This is a genomic window from Actinomadura pelletieri DSM 43383, from assembly GCF_003634705.1.
GTDB lineage: Bacteria > Actinomycetota > Actinomycetes > Streptosporangiales > Streptosporangiaceae > Spirillospora > Spirillospora pelletieri.
The window spans coordinates 144376-160797 of sequence record NZ_RBWU01000006.1 but is presented as its reverse complement, the minus strand read 5'-3'; the positions used below and the strand labels follow the sequence as shown (position 1 = coordinate 160797).

The 16422-nt window shown below is 71.9% G+C and carries 18 protein-coding genes; 5 read left to right on the top strand and 13 right to left on the bottom strand.

What is annotated here, in order from left to right; all coding sequences use genetic code 11:
* Positions 1-24: 24 nt before the first annotated feature.
* The 6 genes from BZB76_RS25985 to BZB76_RS25960 form a co-directional block, all read right to left on the bottom strand.
* Entirely contained in the window at positions 25-1626 is a 1602-nt protein-coding gene (locus tag BZB76_RS25985) for a bifunctional uroporphyrinogen-III C-methyltransferase/uroporphyrinogen-III synthase (protein WP_281273921.1), read from the bottom strand.
* A gap of 26 nt (positions 1627-1652) precedes the next feature.
* Entirely contained in the window at positions 1653-2615 is a 963-nt protein-coding gene (gene hemC, locus BZB76_RS25980; RefSeq protein WP_121437052.1) for a hydroxymethylbilane synthase, read from the bottom strand.
* The gene (locus tag BZB76_RS25975) at positions 2612-4114 is read right to left on the bottom strand and encodes a glutamyl-tRNA reductase (protein WP_121437051.1); all 1503 of its coding nucleotides are present in this window, start codon (positions 4112-4114) and stop codon (positions 2612-2614) included. Before BZB76_RS25975 ends, hemC begins: the two co-directional genes overlap by 4 nt.
* Positions 4115-4163: 49 nt before the next feature.
* Entirely contained in the window at positions 4164-4907 is a 744-nt protein-coding gene (locus BZB76_RS25970) for a redox-sensing transcriptional repressor Rex (protein WP_121437050.1), read from the bottom strand.
* 257 nt (positions 4908-5164) lie between these two features.
* Positions 5165-5410, bottom strand: a complete 246-nt coding sequence (locus BZB76_RS25965) for a glutaredoxin family protein (protein ID WP_121437454.1) — start codon at positions 5408-5410, stop codon at positions 5165-5167.
* Positions 5411-5447: 37 nt separating this feature from the next.
* Positions 5448-6833, bottom strand: coding sequence for a putative quinol monooxygenase (locus tag BZB76_RS25960; RefSeq protein WP_121437049.1), 1386 nt, complete (start codon positions 6831-6833; stop codon positions 5448-5450).
* A gap of 195 nt (positions 6834-7028) precedes the next feature.
* Between BZB76_RS25960 and BZB76_RS25955 the strand changes: the two genes are divergently transcribed.
* The 3 genes from BZB76_RS25955 to BZB76_RS25945 all read left to right on the top strand — a co-directional run bounded on the left by BZB76_RS25955 (position 7029) and on the right by BZB76_RS25945 (position 8884).
* Positions 7029-7670: a sigma-70 family RNA polymerase sigma factor gene (locus BZB76_RS25955; protein ID WP_121437048.1), complete on the top strand. Its 642-nt coding sequence runs from the start codon at positions 7029-7031 to the stop codon at positions 7668-7670.
* 122 nt (positions 7671-7792) lie between these two features.
* Positions 7793-7981 (top strand): hypothetical protein, encoded by a 189-nt coding sequence (locus BZB76_RS25950; protein ID WP_121437047.1) that lies wholly within the window; start codon positions 7793-7795, stop codon positions 7979-7981.
* Positions 7982-7990: 9 nt separating this feature from the next.
* Positions 7991-8884, top strand: coding sequence for an HAD family hydrolase (locus BZB76_RS25945; protein ID WP_121437046.1), 894 nt, complete (start codon positions 7991-7993; stop codon positions 8882-8884).
* 10 nt (positions 8885-8894) lie between these two features.
* Here BZB76_RS25945 and BZB76_RS25940 read toward each other — a convergent pair whose 3' ends face one another.
* Together BZB76_RS25940 and BZB76_RS25935 are read right to left on the bottom strand one after the other, a co-directional pair.
* Positions 8895-10661, bottom strand: coding sequence for a sensor histidine kinase (locus BZB76_RS25940; protein WP_211343191.1), 1767 nt, complete (start codon positions 10659-10661; stop codon positions 8895-8897).
* Positions 10648-11367, bottom strand: a complete 720-nt coding sequence (locus BZB76_RS25935; RefSeq protein WP_121437452.1) for a response regulator transcription factor — start codon at positions 11365-11367, stop codon at positions 10648-10650. Before BZB76_RS25935 ends, BZB76_RS25940 begins: the two co-directional genes overlap by 14 nt.
* Positions 11368-11510: 143 nt before the next feature.
* On the opposite strand from BZB76_RS25935, the gene BZB76_RS25930 reads away from it, so the two are divergent.
* Positions 11511-12440: a phytanoyl-CoA dioxygenase family protein gene (locus tag BZB76_RS25930; RefSeq protein ID WP_121437045.1), complete on the top strand. Its 930-nt coding sequence runs from the start codon at positions 11511-11513 to the stop codon at positions 12438-12440.
* A gap of 22 nt (positions 12441-12462) precedes the next feature.
* On the opposite strand, the gene BZB76_RS25925 is transcribed toward BZB76_RS25930, so the two are convergent.
* From BZB76_RS25925 to BZB76_RS25910, 4 genes are read right to left on the bottom strand one after another with little or no spacing between them, the layout of a single operon-like run.
* Positions 12463-12825, bottom strand: coding sequence for a DUF4180 domain-containing protein (locus tag BZB76_RS25925; protein WP_211343190.1), 363 nt, complete (start codon positions 12823-12825; stop codon positions 12463-12465).
* On the bottom strand, positions 12818-13243 hold the full coding sequence (locus BZB76_RS25920; protein WP_121437044.1) for a helix-turn-helix domain-containing protein: 426 nt from the start codon (positions 13241-13243) through the stop codon (positions 12818-12820). Before BZB76_RS25920 ends, BZB76_RS25925 begins: the two co-directional genes overlap by 8 nt.
* Before the next feature lie 53 nt (positions 13244-13296).
* Entirely contained in the window at positions 13297-14016 is a 720-nt protein-coding gene (locus tag BZB76_RS25915; protein ID WP_121437043.1) for a TIGR03943 family putative permease subunit, read from the bottom strand.
* Positions 14013-15050, bottom strand: a complete 1038-nt coding sequence (locus BZB76_RS25910) for a permease (protein ID WP_121437042.1) — start codon at positions 15048-15050, stop codon at positions 14013-14015. The genes BZB76_RS25915 and BZB76_RS25910 overlap by 4 nt, the downstream gene beginning before the upstream one ends.
* Positions 15051-15302: 252 nt before the next feature.
* On the opposite strand from BZB76_RS25910, the gene BZB76_RS25905 reads away from it, so the two are divergent.
* A complete protein-coding gene (locus BZB76_RS25905) occupies positions 15303-15878 on the top strand; it encodes a hypothetical protein (protein WP_147449546.1) in 576 nt (191 codons plus the stop codon).
* Between the two features lie 43 nt (positions 15879-15921).
* On the opposite strand, the gene BZB76_RS25900 is transcribed toward BZB76_RS25905, so the two are convergent.
* Positions 15922-16419, bottom strand: coding sequence for a hypothetical protein (locus tag BZB76_RS25900; RefSeq protein WP_147449545.1), 498 nt, complete (start codon positions 16417-16419; stop codon positions 15922-15924).
* Positions 16420-16422: the final 3 nt, after the last annotated feature.

The window sequence follows — 16422 nt, the reverse complement described above, 5'->3', positions numbered from 1 at the left end:
CCCCGTTCCTTGCGGTGGATCCCCTCACCTGCGGCGGCGGGCGCCGCGGCGCATCTGGCTGGGCTTGCGGGGCGGCTCGCCCGCCTCCGCCCGGCTCGCCCGCCAGCGGGTGCCGAACTCGGCGAGGGCCTCCGCCAGCGCCGCCGCCGACGGCTTCTCGGCCATGACGTCGACGCGCAGCCCGTACTCCTCGGCCGTCTTCGCCGTCTGCGGTCCGATCACGGCGATGATCGTCACCTTGTGCGGCTTGCCCGCGATCCCGATCAGGTTCTTCACCGTGGACGACGAGGTGAACAGCACGGCGTCGAACCCGCCGCCCTTGATCGCCTCACGGATCGGCGCGGGCGGCGGCGCGGCGCGGACCGTGCGGTAGGCGGTCACGTCATCGCATTCCCAGCCGAGCTCGGTCAGCCGGGCGATCAGCACGTCGGTCGCGATGTCGGCGCGCGGCAGCAGCACCCGGTTGATGGGGTCGAGGTCCTCGTCGTAGGGCGGCCACTCCCGCGCGAGGCCCTCCCCGGACTGCTCCCCGGACGGCGTCAGGTCGGGCTGGACGCCGAACTCGACGAGCGCGGCGGCGGTCTGCTCACCGACGGCGGCGACCTTCAGCCCGGCGAACGCGCGGGCGTCGAGCCCGTAGTCGACGAGCTTCTCCCGGACGGCTCTGACCGCGTTGGTGGAGGTGAACACCACCCACTCGTACCGGCCGGTGACCAGGCCCTTGACGGCGCGGTCCATCTGCTGCGGGGTGCGCGGCGGCTCGACGGAGATCGTCGGGACCTCGTCGGGGACGGCCCCGTACGCGCGCAGCTGGTCCGACAGCGACGCGGCCTGCTCCTTCGTCCGCGGCACCAGGACCCGCCAGCCGAACAGCGGCTTCGTCTCGAACCAGGACAGCCGGTCGCGCCAGCCCACCACGTCCCCGACGATGATCAGCGCCGGAGACTCCATGCCCTTGGTGTCGGACGCCAGCTTCTGCAGCGTCGAAACGACGGTCTCCTGCTCGGTGGTCGTGCCGTGGCTCGTCATCGCGGCCGGCGTCGAGTCGGGCCGTCCGGCGGCGACGAGGCTCTTGCACACGTCCCCGACCGCGTTCTCCGCGCCGAGGATCACGAGGGTGGCGCCGGAGGCGGCGAACCGCTCCCAGTCGACCCCGCCCCGGGAGACGTCGATGACCCTGACCTCGCGGTTGTCGGCGTCGGTGAGCGGGATGCCCGCGTATCCCGGCACGCCCGTCACGGCGGACACGCCCGGAACCACCTCGAACGGGACACCGGCCTGCGCCAGCGCGCCGCCCTCGTCGGCCAGCCCGCACGCCAGGCCCGGGTCGCCCAGCAGCAGCCGCACGACCCGCCGTCCCTCCCGCGCCGCGCGCCGGGCGTGCTGGACCGGGTCACCGTCCGCCGAATCGATGATCTCCACATCGGAACGGCAGTGCGCCAGGATCTCGGCCGGGCAGTGGGCGCGGTTCACGATGACCGTGTCGGCGCGCTCCAGCTCGGCGGCGGCGCGGAGCGTCAGCAGACCGGGATCTCCCGGCCCCATTCCGACGATCGCGACCCGCCCCTGTTCGACGGTCGTGCTCGCGGCGCCCTCTGAACTCGTGACCGTACCGGCGGTGCCCACCGGGGCCGTGCTCTTCGTGGCGGGGCTCAATCGCGCTCCCCTATCAACTGGTCGGCCCCCTGCGCGAGCAGCCGGTTCGCGAGATCGCGTCCAAGCCGTTCGGCGTCATCCGGGTGGCCGCTTGCGGACAGCCTCAGCTGGCGGCTGCCGTCGTAGGACACGACGGTCGCCGTCAGATGCAGCCTTTCATCAAATTCGACCGAGTACGCCCCCACGGGCGCGGAGCACCCGCCCTCCAGCACGGCCAGCACCGTCCGCTCCGCGATGACGGCACGCCTGGTCGCGGGGTCGTCGACGGCCTCCAGCAGCGCCCGCAGGTCGGCGCGGTCGGTACGGCACTCGAGCGCGAGCGCGCCCTGCCCGGGGGCGGGCAGCATCTGGTCGGCCTCGAAGACCTCGGCGACCGCGTCCAGGCGACGGATCCGCTTCAACCCCGCGTACGCGAGGACGACCGCGTCCACCTCACCGTCGGCGACCTTGCGGAGCCGGGTGTCGGCGTTGCCGCGGATCGGGACGATGTCCAGGTCGGGTCGCATCGCGCGCAACTGCGCGGCGCGGCGCGCGGAGCCGGTGCCGATGCGCGCCCCGCGCGGCAGATCGGCGAGCTTCGCGGGGCCGCACAGGGCGTCGCGCGGGTCGTCGCGGAGGGGCGTCGCCGCGAGGACGATGCCCGGCGACTCCGACGTCGGCAGGTCCTTCAGCGAGTGCACGGCGAAATCCACCTCGCCGGACAGCACCCTGTCACGAAGAGCGTTGACGAAGACCCCCGTGCCGCCGATCTGGGCGAGCAGGGCCTTGGAGACATCACCCTGCGTCGTTACCCCGACCAGCTCCACGCCATGCCCGGTCCGCGCCGTCAACGCGTCCGCGACCTGCTGGGACTGCGTCATCGCCATCAGGCTCTTGCGCGTACCGAGGCGCAGCGGACGCGTGCCCGCGCCGAGCGGACTCCCCTCCCGGACCGCCTCCGCGCTCTCTTCTCCGCTCATCCCTCGTCTCCTTCGCGCCCGGCCACGGATTCACGGGTGCTCACCGCCCGGACGTTCGCGGCTTGCGCGTTCACGTCTTGTACGGTCGTCACGCCCTGACCGTCCGGGCCGGACGGCATCGTGCTCACACAGTCGGCTTCGGCGCAGTCCACGGACGTGTACGAGGGAGCACTCCACCCCGCCGCCGGTTCCTCGCGCATGTCGGCGCGGGCCACCGCCTCCGGGGCCTTCGGGTCGAGGTCGAACAGCTCGCGCAGCGCGTCGGCGTAGGAGTCGCCGCCCGGCGCCGCCGCCAGCTCCTTGACCCGGACGGTCGGCGCGTGCAGCAGCTTGTCGACCACGCGCCGGACGGTCTGCTCGATCTCCCTGCGGGCACGGACGTCCATCTCGGGCAGCCGTCCCGTCAGGCGGGACAGCTCGGCCTCGACGACATCGGCGGCCATGCTCCGCAGCGCGACGACCGTCGGGGCGACGGCGGCGGCCCGGGCCGCGCCGACATAGGCCTCCACCTCGTCGCAGACGATCCGCCGGACGGCCTCGACGGCCGCCGGGCCGATGGCGTGCGCGGCCTCCTCCGCCGTCCGCAGGTCGTCGAGCCCGGCCAACCCGACGCCGGTCAGGTCGCGGACGGACCGGTCGATGTCGTGCGGCAACGCCAGGTCGAGGAAGAAGCGGCGGCGGCCGTCGGCGCCGACGCCCTGTTCCCTGAGCCGCTGCGACGTGAGGACCAGCCCGGTCGCGCCGGTGCACGAGACGACCAGGTCGGCGTCGGGGATCGCGGAGTGGACCACGTCGAGTTCGATCGCCCGGGACGGCGCGTCCAGCGACTCCGCCAACCGCACGGCCCGTTCGTGGGTCCGGTTCGCCACGACGACCTCGCGGGCCCCGGCGCGGCTCAGCGTCGCCGCGGCGAGCGAGCTCATCGAACCGGCGCCGACCACCAGCGCGCGGACGCCCTCCAGCGGGCCGAGATACCGCGTCGCCACGTCCAGGCCGACGCCGACCAGCGACGCGCCCGCCTTGTCGATGCCCGTCTCGTGGTGGGCGCGCTTGCCCACGCGCAGCGACTGCTGCAGAACGTCGTGCAGGTCACGGCCGAGCGTGCCCTCCTCCTGCGCGACGCGGAACGCCTGCCGGATCTGCCCGAGGATCTGCCCCTCGCCGACGACCATCGACTCCAGCCCGCACGCCACGGCGAACACGTGCTGGACGGCCCGTTCCTCGTAGTGGACGTACAGATGGCGGGTCAGATCGTCCGTCGGGACGCCGGAGTGCAGGGCCAGCAGCTCGGAGATCGCCGAGACACCGCCGTGGAACCGGTCGACCACCGCGTAGATCTCGACCCGGTTGCACGTCGAGACGATCGCGGCCTCGGCGACGTTCGGGGACGCGTGCACCGCGTGCAGCAACTTCACCAGGTCGTCCCCGGCCACCGCCGCCCGCTCCAGCACCGCCACGGGCGCGCTCCGGTGGCTGAGCCCCACGACCAGAATGCTCACGGCCTGCCTCCCGCGTGTTCCGGGCGCGTGACCCGGCGCTTCGCTTCCCTCATGCCTCGACGACCGTCTCCACGTACTGCTTGGTGCCGGGCGGCGCGTCGCCCCCGGTCAGGGAGGCGAGACCGTCGGGGCCCCCGGCCTTGCGCTGCTCGTGGAACGCGAGGATCTGCAGCTCGATGGACAGATCGACCTTACGCACGTCGACCCCGTCGGGGACCGTCAGCACGACCGGCGCGAAGTTCAGGACACTGGTCACGCCCGCGGCGACGACGCGATCGCACACCCCCTGGGCCGCGCCCGCGGGGGTCGCGATCACGGCGATGGAGACGCCGTGGTCCGCGATGATGTCCTCCAGCCGGTCGATGTGCTCCACCGTCATCCCGGCGATGTCCTGGCCGACGATGGAGTCGTCCGCGTCGAGCAGGCCCGCCACGCGGAAGCCGCGGGAGGCGAAACCGCCATAGCCCGCCAACGCACGGCCCAGGTTACCCACACCGATGATCGCGACGACCCAGTCCTGGGTGAGGCCGAGTTCCCGGGAGATCTGGTAGACGAGGTACTCGACCTCGTACCCGACGCCGCGCGTCCCGTACGAGCCCAGATGGGACAGGTCCTTGCGGAGCTTGGCCGAGTTGACCCCGGCGGCCGCGGCGAGCTCCTCGGACGACACGGTCGCGACGCCGCGCTCCTGGAGCCCGGTGAGGGCCCGCAGGTACACCGGCAGCCGCGCCACGGTGGCTTCGGGGATGCCGCGGCCCGCGCGGTCGCGTTGGCGGTTCTGTCGAGATGTCACGGCCTGCTCTTCGGCTCGACGCTGGGGACGGGGCGCGCGCCCCGCGCCCCGGTTCGCGCGGGCCGGACGGCCGCGGCCCGACCGCTCCGGGGCTGTCCCCCAGGTTAAGCCCTTGTGAATACGCGCACAAAGTCGGGTCCCGGGAGACGGTTCCGCGCCGGGCCGGGCGTGATCACGAAACGCCCGTGCCAACAGGGGCTTCCCGGGCCCGGCGCGCGGGCCGGACGGCGGCCGGATGTGACCGACCAGACATTCGGTCAGCGTTCGGAACGCAGGGCCGCGACGGCGTCGCGGAGGCGTTGCTCGTCGACCCGCCAGAAGTCGTGCTGGACACCGTTGATCAGCGTGACCGGGATCTGCTCCCAGTACAGCTCGGTGTCCCGCTCCGACCGGGTGATGTCACGTTCCTCCCACGGGACGTCCAGGTCACGGGCGACCCGCTCGATCACCGCGCGGGCGTCGTCGCACAGATGGCAGCCCGGCTTCCCCAGCAGCGTGATCATGATCGCGCCGCCGCCTTCCGGCACGGGCGTCACGGCGTCACCTCCCGGGGAACTCCGGCGCGGCCAGCGGCACCTTGGCGGGGCCGAGCCGCAGCTCGATCACGTTTGTGGTCAGCACATGCGTGCGGGACTCCGCCAGGAACCGCTGTAGATGCGGCTGCCGGCGATGCGCCGCGAACGCCGAGTCGTTGCGGAAAAGCTGGTAGAAGATCCGCTGCGTCGGGCTGCCCACCACCTCATGGCAGGCGAAGATCATCGTTTCGGGTTCGGCGACCAGGGCGGCCTTCACCAGTTCGGTGGCGAGCCGGTCGAAGGCCTCCTCGCGGCCGTCCAGCAGCGTGTAGACGGTGATCTGGCCGCAGGCGCCCGACAGCTCGCCGCCCATGGCCCGCCGGGGCTGCGGGGCCGGGGGCGCCTGCTCGGGAACGCCGGCGGCGGCCAGGGGCCCGCCGAACAGGTCGACGCCGTCCACGGCGGTCGGGCCCGCCGGGTCGCCCGGGAAGCGGAACTCCTCCGCCGGTTCGGTGGGGAAGCGCAGCTCCTCCGCCGCGGCGGGCGGCACCGGAGCCGGCGGCACCGGGTCGGGGAACCGCAGCTCCCCGCGCCTCGGGTCCGGCTGCGGGGTCGGCGCCGGGACGGGCTCGTGCCGCGGTGGTGTGTAGCCCTGCTCCTCGTACCCGGTCACGGGTTCCTCCCGATATTCGTCTTTGTAGTCGTTCCGGTCGTCGTACTCGTCGTAGTCCTCGTAGCCGTCGTCGTCCTCGTACACCGGAATCGTGCGCATGGCGCCGTACCAGACGAGCCCGGCCGCGGCGCCGAGCGCGATCACCGCGATCGGCGCGGGCAGGAACCCGCGGGTGCCGCTGACCACCAGCACCCCGGCGAGCGCGACCAGCGCGACGGGGATGAGCAGGTCACCGGCCTCCCGGTCACGCTTGCTCGCCAGCCACGCGGTGACCCCGGTGCAGCCCACGAGCGCGATCACCGCGACGACATGCGCGCCGTCGATCAGCAGCAGCGGCAGCGCGTCGTAGGTGGAGCCCGGCTTGGGCAGGTCCTTGGACAGGGTGCCCTTGAGCGGGTCGAGGATGAGGATGACGGTCGCGACGACCGTGTAGGAGATCACGAACAGCCAGGCCGCGAACCGTACCTGGACGTACCGTGCGATCAGCTCGATCATGCCGAGCGCGAGCCAGAGCGGCCCGATCAGCGCGGCGCCCAGTTCCATGACGCGGAAGAACAGGCCGTTGAACCCCGCCAGAAAGCCGATCCCCATGGACAGCAGCGCCAACGACAGCCCGACCTGGGTGAAGGACCAGGCGATGAGGTAGAGCAGCCGTTCCTTGGAGGCACGCGAAATCAGCAACCCGGTGGCCAGTAAGGCACCCAGGGCCGCGAGAAGCGCGAGCAGAGCATCGACCATCGCGCCCCATGGTGCCCGATGCGGGAGTCGGAGGGGTAACCGCGTCCGGTGAACGCGTTCCGCCGCCGGCCGCGACCGGACACCTCCGGACGTCATCGGACGGCTTTGGGCGCCGTCCGCCATTGCCCCGCGTACCTCTCGGTATCTAGAGTGGCAGATCACGCCGGAGGTCGTGTACGCCCCGAGGAGAACTGCATGAGCAGCTTGTCCCTCGACGCCGGACTTCTTCCGCTCCCCCGGCCCGCCCGCGGCTTCCCCGACCGGGCCGCCGAACGGGACAGCGACCGCGCCGAGGTCCTCAAGGCACTCGTTCTGCGGGCCCGGGACGGCGACGCCGAGGCGTTCGGCTCCCTCTACGACCACTATGTCGAACTGGTCTACCGCTACGTCTACTACCGGGTCGGGACGCACTCGCTCACCGAGGACCTGACCAGCGAGACGTTCCTGCGCGCGCTCCGCCGGATCTGCGACTTCCACTGGCAGGGCAAGGACTTCGGCGCCTGGCTCGTCACGATCGCACGGAACCTGGTCGCCGACCATTTCAAGTCCAGCCGCTACCGGCTTGAGGTCTGCACCGCCGAACTGGTCGAGCCGGAGCGCCCGCAGGAGGGGCCGGAGCGGGCCGTCCTGGACTCGATGACGAACCGGACCCTTCTGGAGGCCGTCCGCCGACTCGGGTCCGAGCAGCAGGAATGCATCGTCCTGCGGTTCCTGCACGGCCTGTCGGTCGCCGAGACGGCCCTGATCATGGACAAGAAGGCGGGGGCGATCAAGGCGCTGCAGTACCGGGCCGTCCGGTCCCTGGCCCGCCTGCTTCCCGACGACCTCCGCCAGTGACCCGTCCCTCGCCGGCACGTCCCGGGCGCACCGTCCGGTCGACCCACCCGTAACCCCCCGTCCCCCCGATCGTTTTGCGGGCAAGAGAGCGTTGACGCCTGGATTCCGCAAGGGAGCGACCAGTGAGAGCCGGGCGAGGAAAGATCGTCCAACAGGGAAACGCGCTGGCCCGGCTGCGGGTCGGCGACGCCGGGCCCGACCCGCGCTTCCGGGAGGTGCTGCGCGCGCGGCTCGTCGCGGCCGCGGGCGACCGGAGCGAGGACTGTCACAACCACGGGCGAGGCGACGGCCGGGGAGAGGCGGTTGACTAGGCTCACTCCATGATCTCGTTGAGGCAGCGTCCGTTCTGGGCCCGCGGCAGGGACGAGGATCCGGTCCGTGCCGGTAAGGCGGCCGCCGCCGCGGCCGCGGCCGACCAGGCGCCGCTGCCCGCGCCCGACCCCGCCGCGGCGGCGTTCTTCGACGTCGACAACACGATGATGCGCGGGGCGTCCATCTACTACTTCGCGCGCGGGCTCGCGGCACGCCGGCTGTTCACCATGCGCGACCTCGCCATGTTCGCCTGGGGGCAGGCCGCGTTCCGGGTGCGGGGCACGGAGAACTCCGAGCACATCGGCAGCGCCAAGGAGGCCGCGCTCGCGTTCGTCGCCGGGCAGAAGGTCGACGGGATCGTCCGGCTCAGCGAGGAGATCTACGACGAGGTGATGGCCGACCGGATCTGGCACGGCACCCGGACGCTGGCCCTCCAGCATCTGGACGTGGGCCAGCAGGTGTGGCTCGTCACCGCCACGCCCGTGGAGGTCGCCCGGACGATCGCGCACCGGCTCGGCCTCACCGGCGCGCTCGGCACCGTCGCCGAGACGAGCGACGGCGTGTACACCGGACGGCTCGTCGGGAACCTCCTGCACGGGCCCGCGAAGGCGGAGGCGGTCCGGGCCCTCGCGCAGCGGGAGGGTCTCGACCTGGCCCGCTGCTCGGCCTACAGCGACTCGATCAACGACCTGCCGATGCTGACGGCGGTCGGCCACCCGCACGCCGTGAACCCCGATGCCGCGCTCCGCGAGCACGCCAGGGCGAACGGCTGGCCGATCCACGACTTCCGCACCGGCCGCCGCGTGACGATGATCGCCCTCCCCGCCGCCGCGGGCGCGGGCGCCCTCGCGGGCGGCGTCGCGGCCGGCATCGCCCTCCGCCGCCTCTACCGCGCGAACTGACGGGCCCCGCTCAGCCCTCCCCGGAGTCGGCGACGGGCAGCCAGATGGTGAACGTCGAGCCCGTCCCCGGGGTGCTCTCCGCGGCGAGGGTCCCGCCGTGCGCGAGGACGATCTCCCGGGCGATGGCCAGGCCGAGCCCGCGACCGCCGGTGTCGCGGCCCCGGGCGCTGTCGGCGCGCCAGAACCGGTCGAAGACGTTCGGCAGGTCGTCCGGCGCGATGCCGTGCCCGGTGTCGGCCACGGTGATGACCGTGCCGCCTTTGCGCGGGTCGTCCGAACGGTGCGCGGCGAGCGTCACCGAGCCGCCCGGCGACGCGGCCCGCACGGCGTTCGTCACCAGATTGCCGATGGCCTGGCGCAACCGGTCCGGGTCGGCGTCGACCAGCGGCGGATCCGACTCCGGCGTTAGAACCTCCAGCGCCACCCCGGCGGTCTCGGCGTTCGCGCGATGCGCGGTCCGCAGGGTCTCCAGCAATTCTTCGGCGTCCACCCGGACGCGGTTCAGCATCAGCTCGCCCGACTCCGCCAACGCCAGCTCCTGGAGGTCGTCGATCAGCCGCTGTTGCAGCACCGCCTCCTCGTGCAGGGAGGCGAACAGCTCGCGGTCCGGCGGCAGCACCCCGTCGTGCAAGGCCTCCAGATAGCCGCGGATGTTGGCCAGCGGCGTGCGCAGCTCGTGCGCGATGTCGTTGATCATCCGGCGTTGCCGTTCCTCGCCGCGTTGCAGCGAGTCGGCCATCCGGTTGAACGCGACGGCCAGGTCGGCGATCTCGTCGTCGCCGCGGACCCGCACCCGCCCGGACAGGTCGCCGGCGCCCAGCAGCCGCGCGGCCTGGCTCACCGCGGCGATCGAGGACAGCATGCGCCGGCTGAGCAGCACCGTGCTCACGATCATCAACGCGGCCACCAGCCCGGCCGCGGCCAGGGCCCGCTGCGGCTCGATGCTGACCCGGCGTGCCTGGTCGTTGCTGAAACCGAGCTTGAGCTGCAACGGGACCGGCGCCACCGGCTCCAGCCGCCGGGCGTAGACGTGTTCGGTGCAGCGTCGGAGCGCGTCCCCGTTCGGGGCGGACGTCCCGTGGGGCGGCGGCCGGGTTCTCGCCAGGCAGTCCGTGTAACCCCTCTGGTCGGCCTTCCGCTCCGTCGCGGTGCTCTGGCTCTCCCGGTGGCAACGCTCCAGCGTCCCCTCGTTGACGCCGCCCGACGCCTCGACCGTCCAGCCGACGCCGTAGACGACCCGCCGGTTGATCGGGATGCGGTCACGGGTCAGGCAGGCGGCCAGGCGCAGCACATGGCGCCGCTGCTCGATCAGTCTGAGGAACCCGACCGAGTCCGTGGCGCCCGGCCGCGGGGAGGGCGCACCGAAGCGCACGATGACCTGGTCGACCGACAGTTGCGGTCGGGCGTCCAGGATCGTCGCCGGACGGGTCGACGGCGCCCGGGCGGTCCACCCCTTCAAGATGTCGGTGTCGGCGACGACGATCCCGTCGAGCGTGCTCAACCGGATGCGCTGCCCGGTGCGTTCCTCCAGGCCCTGGACCACGCCGGCCACGCCCTCCCAGGTGCCGTGCAGCGTCGCGTAGTCGACCAGGGTCTGGTTGATCAGATCGGCGGTGCGCTTCTCCACCGCGACGGACTCGGTGAGCTGCGCGGTGGTCGCGCGGACCGTCAGCCACGCGGTCGCCCCGGTCGCGACCAGCGTGACCAGCACGATGAGGGCGAACACCCGGACCCGGAAGCGGCGCAGTCCGGGAACCGACCGCCTAGGGCGCGGCACCGGGCCCCATCCGATACCCGCGCCCGTACACCGTCTGCACGTAGACCGGGTCGGCGGGATCCGGCTCGATCTTGCGGCGCAGGTTCATCACGTGCGCGTCCACGGTCCGCTCCAGAACGTGGTGGTCGAACCCGAAGGCGAGCGTGAGGATCTGCGCCCGGGTGAAGACCCGGGCGGGCTCGCCCGCCAGGATCTGCACTATCCCGAACTCCTTGGCGGTCAGCTCCACCCGGCGTCCCGCCACCCGCACCTCGAACCGGTTCGGGTCGACCTCCAGTTCGCCGACGCGCAGCACCGCCTCCCCACCTGCCGGGCCCGCGCCGACCCCGGGCAGCGCCCCGGCCCGGCGCAGCAGCGCCCGCACACGCGCCGTCAACTCCCGCGGGCTGTACGGCTTGGTGACGTAGTCGTCGGCGCCGAGGTCCAGGCCGAGGAGCAGGTCCTCCTCGCGGGAGCGGGCGGTCAGCAACAGGATCGGCACCTGTGACTCCGCGCGCAGGATCCGGCACACGTCCAGGCCGTCCACGCTCGGCATCATGACGTCCAGCACCAGCAGGTCGGGGCGGCGGGCACGGGCCTCCTCCAGCGTCCGCCGACCGTCGCCGACCACGATCACACTGTGTCCGGCCTGTTCCAGGTACACCTGGACGAGCCGCGCCTGTTTGGGGTCGTCCTCGGCGACCAGGACGCGTGAGCCGCTGCGCATGCCCCGACCGTAGCGCTCCCGGCCGATCCGCTCCGCGCCCGTGCCGCGACCATGATCGCTTCTCCGCGGGTTCTTCATCGGATCTTCATGGTCATCGGTTTCAGTCTTCTCCCGCCGGAATTGCCCTCCGAAGGGACAGCGACATGGCCCAGACCACGCCCCCACCGCCCGCCGAGCAGGCGTCCCGCCCGTACGGCGACCGGTACGCGCGTCTCAGCGACGCCGACCGCCGCACCTTCGCCGAGCAGGGCTATCTGCTGGTCCGGGGCGCGCTCGACGAGCCGCTGCGGAACCGCGTCGAGCAGGCGGTGGACCGGGTTTATGCGGGCGAGCGGCGGGCCGGACGACTCGGTCCGAACGGTGACATGCACGTGCTCGGCGCGGTGTTCCGCGACGAGACGTTGACCGAACTGCTGGACCTCCCCGCCACGTTCCCCTGCGTGTGGGGGCAGCTTGGCTGGAACATCTACGTGCACCACAGCCACATCGACGTCAACCCGCCGGTCACCCGGGACGAGCCGCCCGCCTGGCGCTGGCATCAGGACGGCTACCGGCAGAACGCCGACCTGGACATGGAGCCGCGGCCGATGTTCTCCCTCAAGGTCGCGTACGTGCTCAGCGACCTGTCCGAACCGGGTCGCGGCGGCACCCTGGTCCTGCCGGGCAGCCAGTACGGCAACACCCTGGAGCGCACCGAGCCCGGTCCGGACGGTCACTACCCGCGCCCGCCCGGCACCGTGGAGATCTCCGCCGAGCCGGGCGACGCGTTCGTGTTCGACCGGCGGCTGCGGCACTCCCGCTCGGCCAACCTGTCGACCGTCACCCGCAAGATGGTGTTCCTCTGCTACACCTACCGCTGGATCCGCTGGCGCGACGACGTGGCGATCAACCGCCACGGCGACTGGTGGCGGCGGCTGAGCCCGCTGCGCCGCCAACTGCTGGGCGACGCCGACGAGGCCGCCAGCCACTTCGGCTTCACGTTGGAGTCGGGGGTGTGGGACGACGCCATCCCGCTGCGCGCGGAGCTGAAGGCCCGGGGACTGCTCGACCGCAGCCACCACTACCTGCGCTGACCGCCCCGCCCCTCGGGAACGGCTACCCGCGCAGTCGTGCGGTGAGTGCCTCCAGGTCGGGCACGAACCACACGTGTCCGGCGCCGTTCGATTCCTGGACGAGAGCGCGCAGGGCCTTGCTCGTCTCTACATGCCGGGAGATGTCGCCGACGACCGCCAGGCGCAGCCGGTAGTTGACGAACTTCTGCATGACCTCCCCGGCGAACCGGGTGCCGAGTTCGAAGAAGCGCTCGTCGAACCGGGACGCGGGCAGGGCCACGACCTCCGCGCCGAGGAACACCGCGCCGATCAGGTCGAGGGCGTCGTCCACGGTCGCCACGGGCGGGCCGTCCGGGTCGCAGACCAGCACCTGGGTGCCGCCCAGTTCGCGCATCTCGTCAGCCACCGTCGTCCTCCTGGGCGAGTACGTCGTCGAGGAGTCGCAGTACGTCGGCGGTGTCGGCGGCACCGCCCAGAATCACGAACTTCATCCGGCTCCGTTCCACGTCGTGGACGACCTGCACCCGCAACTGCCGACCGGAGTTCCCACCGGTGTTCACCGCGGCGAGCACGAGCGTGCCGAGCCGGTCGGCCGCGAGCCGGTCGACTCCTTCGACCTGCACGATGCTCGACACCTCGACCGACGCGGAGCCACCGACCCGAGGCCGCCCGATCAGAGCCTCAAGGTCGGCGGCGGCGATCCGGTACTGCTTGCCGATCCGCACCGCGCGCAGACGTCCGGCGTGGATGTAACCCCGCACGGTGCGGACGTGCAGGCCCAGAAGGTCGGCGACCTCCTCGACCGAGTACAGTTTATCCTCCATCACCCCCTAAGTTACCTGATATAGGGAACGATACGTACGTTTAGGGAATCTCTTCACTCGTAGGGATTCTTGGGCTTCCTGATCCGTTGGAGGGAGCGGCCGCTCAACTCCTGGACGACCGTGGCCTTCGTGCCGGGTTTCGGCGGCCGCCAGACGCCGACGACCTCGACCCACGTGTCCTCCGGGGGCCGTGGAAGGCCGCGCACGCGCACCGGGAACGGCACGGCGTCCCCCGCACAACACGCGATCTTTAGTCGGGTGACATGCCAGCCGCCCCGCCGGTCCGGGGTCACGAACCCGGTCAGCCGCACCGGTACGCCCTCAAGCTTGGAGGGGTCGCGGGTCTGCGCCTCCCACGCGCGGCCGATGAACTCCTGCATGGTCATGGGGACCGGCGGCCCGTTCGAGGGCAGTCTCTCGAACCCCTCGTCCGGACGGACGGGTGGCGGCGCCGCGCGGCCGGTGTCGCGGCTGACGGTGAACGAGCCGAGCGCGGGCGGGGCGACCAGGAAGACGGCCAGGATCGGAAGGCACAGCAGCCAGGCCGCCCGTGGCCCCCGCGAGTGCTCGTGCCCGTCGTCGGCCGGAGCGGTGTGCCGCCACTCGCGGCGCAGTCCGGCGGCGCCCAGGGCCAGCAGGGCGAGCGCGGCGGGCACCAGCAGGAACCGGAACCCGGGCCTGACGTAGTTGACGTACTCGCCGCTGCCCAAGGTGATCCACAACATCGCCCCCGCGACCAGGATCAGCAGCAGGTTCTGCGCGGCCCTGCTCACAGCAGACCTCCCACGGCCACGCTGACCCCGACCGCGAGGCAGAAGGTCAGCGGAACGAAACGGACGGCGAACCGGCGGCCGAAGAAACCCGTCTGGAGGGCGATCAGCTTCAGGTCGACCATCGGCCCCACCACCAGGAACGCCAGCCGGGCCGTCGTCGAGAACTGCGTCAGGCTGGCCGCGACGAAGGCGTCGGCCTCCGAGCAGATGGACATCAGCACCGCCAGCAAGGCCAGGAGCAGCACCGACAGCCACGGGCTTCCCGCCGCTGCGTCGACCCATTCGGCGGGCACGACGACGTTGATGGTGGCGGCACCGGCGGCGCCGACCACCAGGAAGCCGCCGGCGTGCAGGACGTCGTGCCGCATGTCCTGGCGGAACGCCTCCAGACGCCCGGCCGTGCCCTCGGCGTGCGGCCGGGACGGGATCCTGAGCCATTCGCCCTTCCCGACCAGCAGCCATGTCCATCCGGCCAGCACCGCCACCAGCAGCGATGCGACGAACCGGCCGACGACCATCCCCGGGTTCCCCGGGAACGCGACCGCGGTGGCGACCAGCACGACCGGGTTGATCGCGGGGGCGGCGAGCAGGAAGGTCAGCGCGGCGGCCGGGGCCACCCCGCGCGCCATCAGCCCGCCCGCCACCGGCACCGACGCGCACTCGCAGCCCGGCAGGACCGCCCCCATGGCGCCCGCGACCGGCACCGCGGCGCCCGGCCGGCGCGGCAGCACCCGCCGCCACACCGACGCCGGCACGAGCGCGGTGATCGCCGCCGACAGCGCCACCCCGAACACCAGGAACGGCAGCGCCTGCACGCACACCGCCACGAAGATGGTCGCCCACGCGTCCAGCTCGCGTGCGCCGATCTCGGGGGCGACCCAGATCCGTCCGGCCACGAGTAACGCGGCGAGCGGGCCGAACGTCCACGCGGCGCGAACACCGGGCGCGGCGGCTCCACGGCGTCCCCAGTCCGGCGGCGGAAGAAGGTCGTCCTCGGCCACCCGGAGGCCGGCGCGGTCGCTCATGCCCGTCATCGTTCCAGAGGCGGACGGACGACCTCACCGAACTCCGGCATGACACGAAGCACACTGATTCCATGCGAAATTGCGTTTCCGGGCCCGAGAAAACGCGCGGCCCATTATCGTGGCTGGGGCCATTGCTGGTACCGACCGCGCCCTTGCCGCGGCGGTAACGATCATTAGATGTCGCGGCTTCGGGCATGCGTTCCGCCCGGGAACCCGTGCACCCTACGCGACACGAAATGTCGAAAATGATCTAAGGAGATCATGCGGCCCTTACCGGAACCCGCGACCGGTCCCGTCCCCGAAAGTCGAGCCGACCTCGTACGGCGCCGTGTGGTCGAGGCCGTCAGCGACGCGATGTCCTCGGTCCGGCACGTCGAACACGGTGAACTGCACCTCTACCTCGCGCTCCTGCAAGACCGGCTACCGATCTACGTGGGCACGGTCACCGATCTCCACTCCCAGGTCGGGCAGGCCGACGTGTGCAAGAACCTCATGCTGGTCGCGGAGGCGACCATCGGTTTCTACCGCGAGGTCCTGACCGCGAAGGCGGCGGTCCTGGCCAGCCCCGCGCAACTGGTCCGGCTGCGGGAGGTGATGCTCCCCCGCCAACTCGGCCCCCACCAGGCGGAGCAGGCGGTCGCCGCCTACCTGCGCCAGGAGCAGGAGCTGGGACGGGTCGCGGCGGACGTGGAGACCTTGGGCACGGCCCGGCTGCTGCTCGGCGCCTGCCTCAACCATGTCTTCACCGTCCTCCTGCTCGGCGACGACATCCTGCCTCCGTGCGAGGAGTACGTCGCCGACCTCGTCCGAGCTCTGCGCCTGACGCCTGACGCCTGACGCCGGGCCGGCATAGCTTCGCCGGGCAACGGCCACCGTCGTGTCAGAGGGTCTCTCGCTGTTTGAACGCGCCCTCTTTGGTGGGCTGTTGCCCGGCGCCCAGCGTGTGGCGGAAGAGTCCGAAGACGACCGCGCCCGAATGGCACAGGACCCGGATTCCGAACGGCTGCTGCGTCGTACCGAGCTTGGAGTCCTGTGAGTAGCCACGGACCTCGGCCAGTTCGTCGTTACCGCCGTTGTTCAGCAACGCTGCCAGGTGACGCTCCACGTCCGCGGTGGCGTAAGGCCCCGTGGGCGGCAGGTCGGGGACATCTACCGGCGTGGGCGACTCCCCCTTGACGATCTTCTCGGCCGAGCCGGACGCGTCCCCGCTGGGCGGCGCGGTACGCACCCACTGAATGTGCACCTGCGCCTTGTTGGCCAGGACGATACGCGTACCGAACGCAAGCCCATCCACACCGGACTCCATCCCAGAAATCGCCGCACTCTTCGCATCGGCGAGGGTCTGCTCTGCCCATGGATGAAATCGGTCAAGCCTCATCTA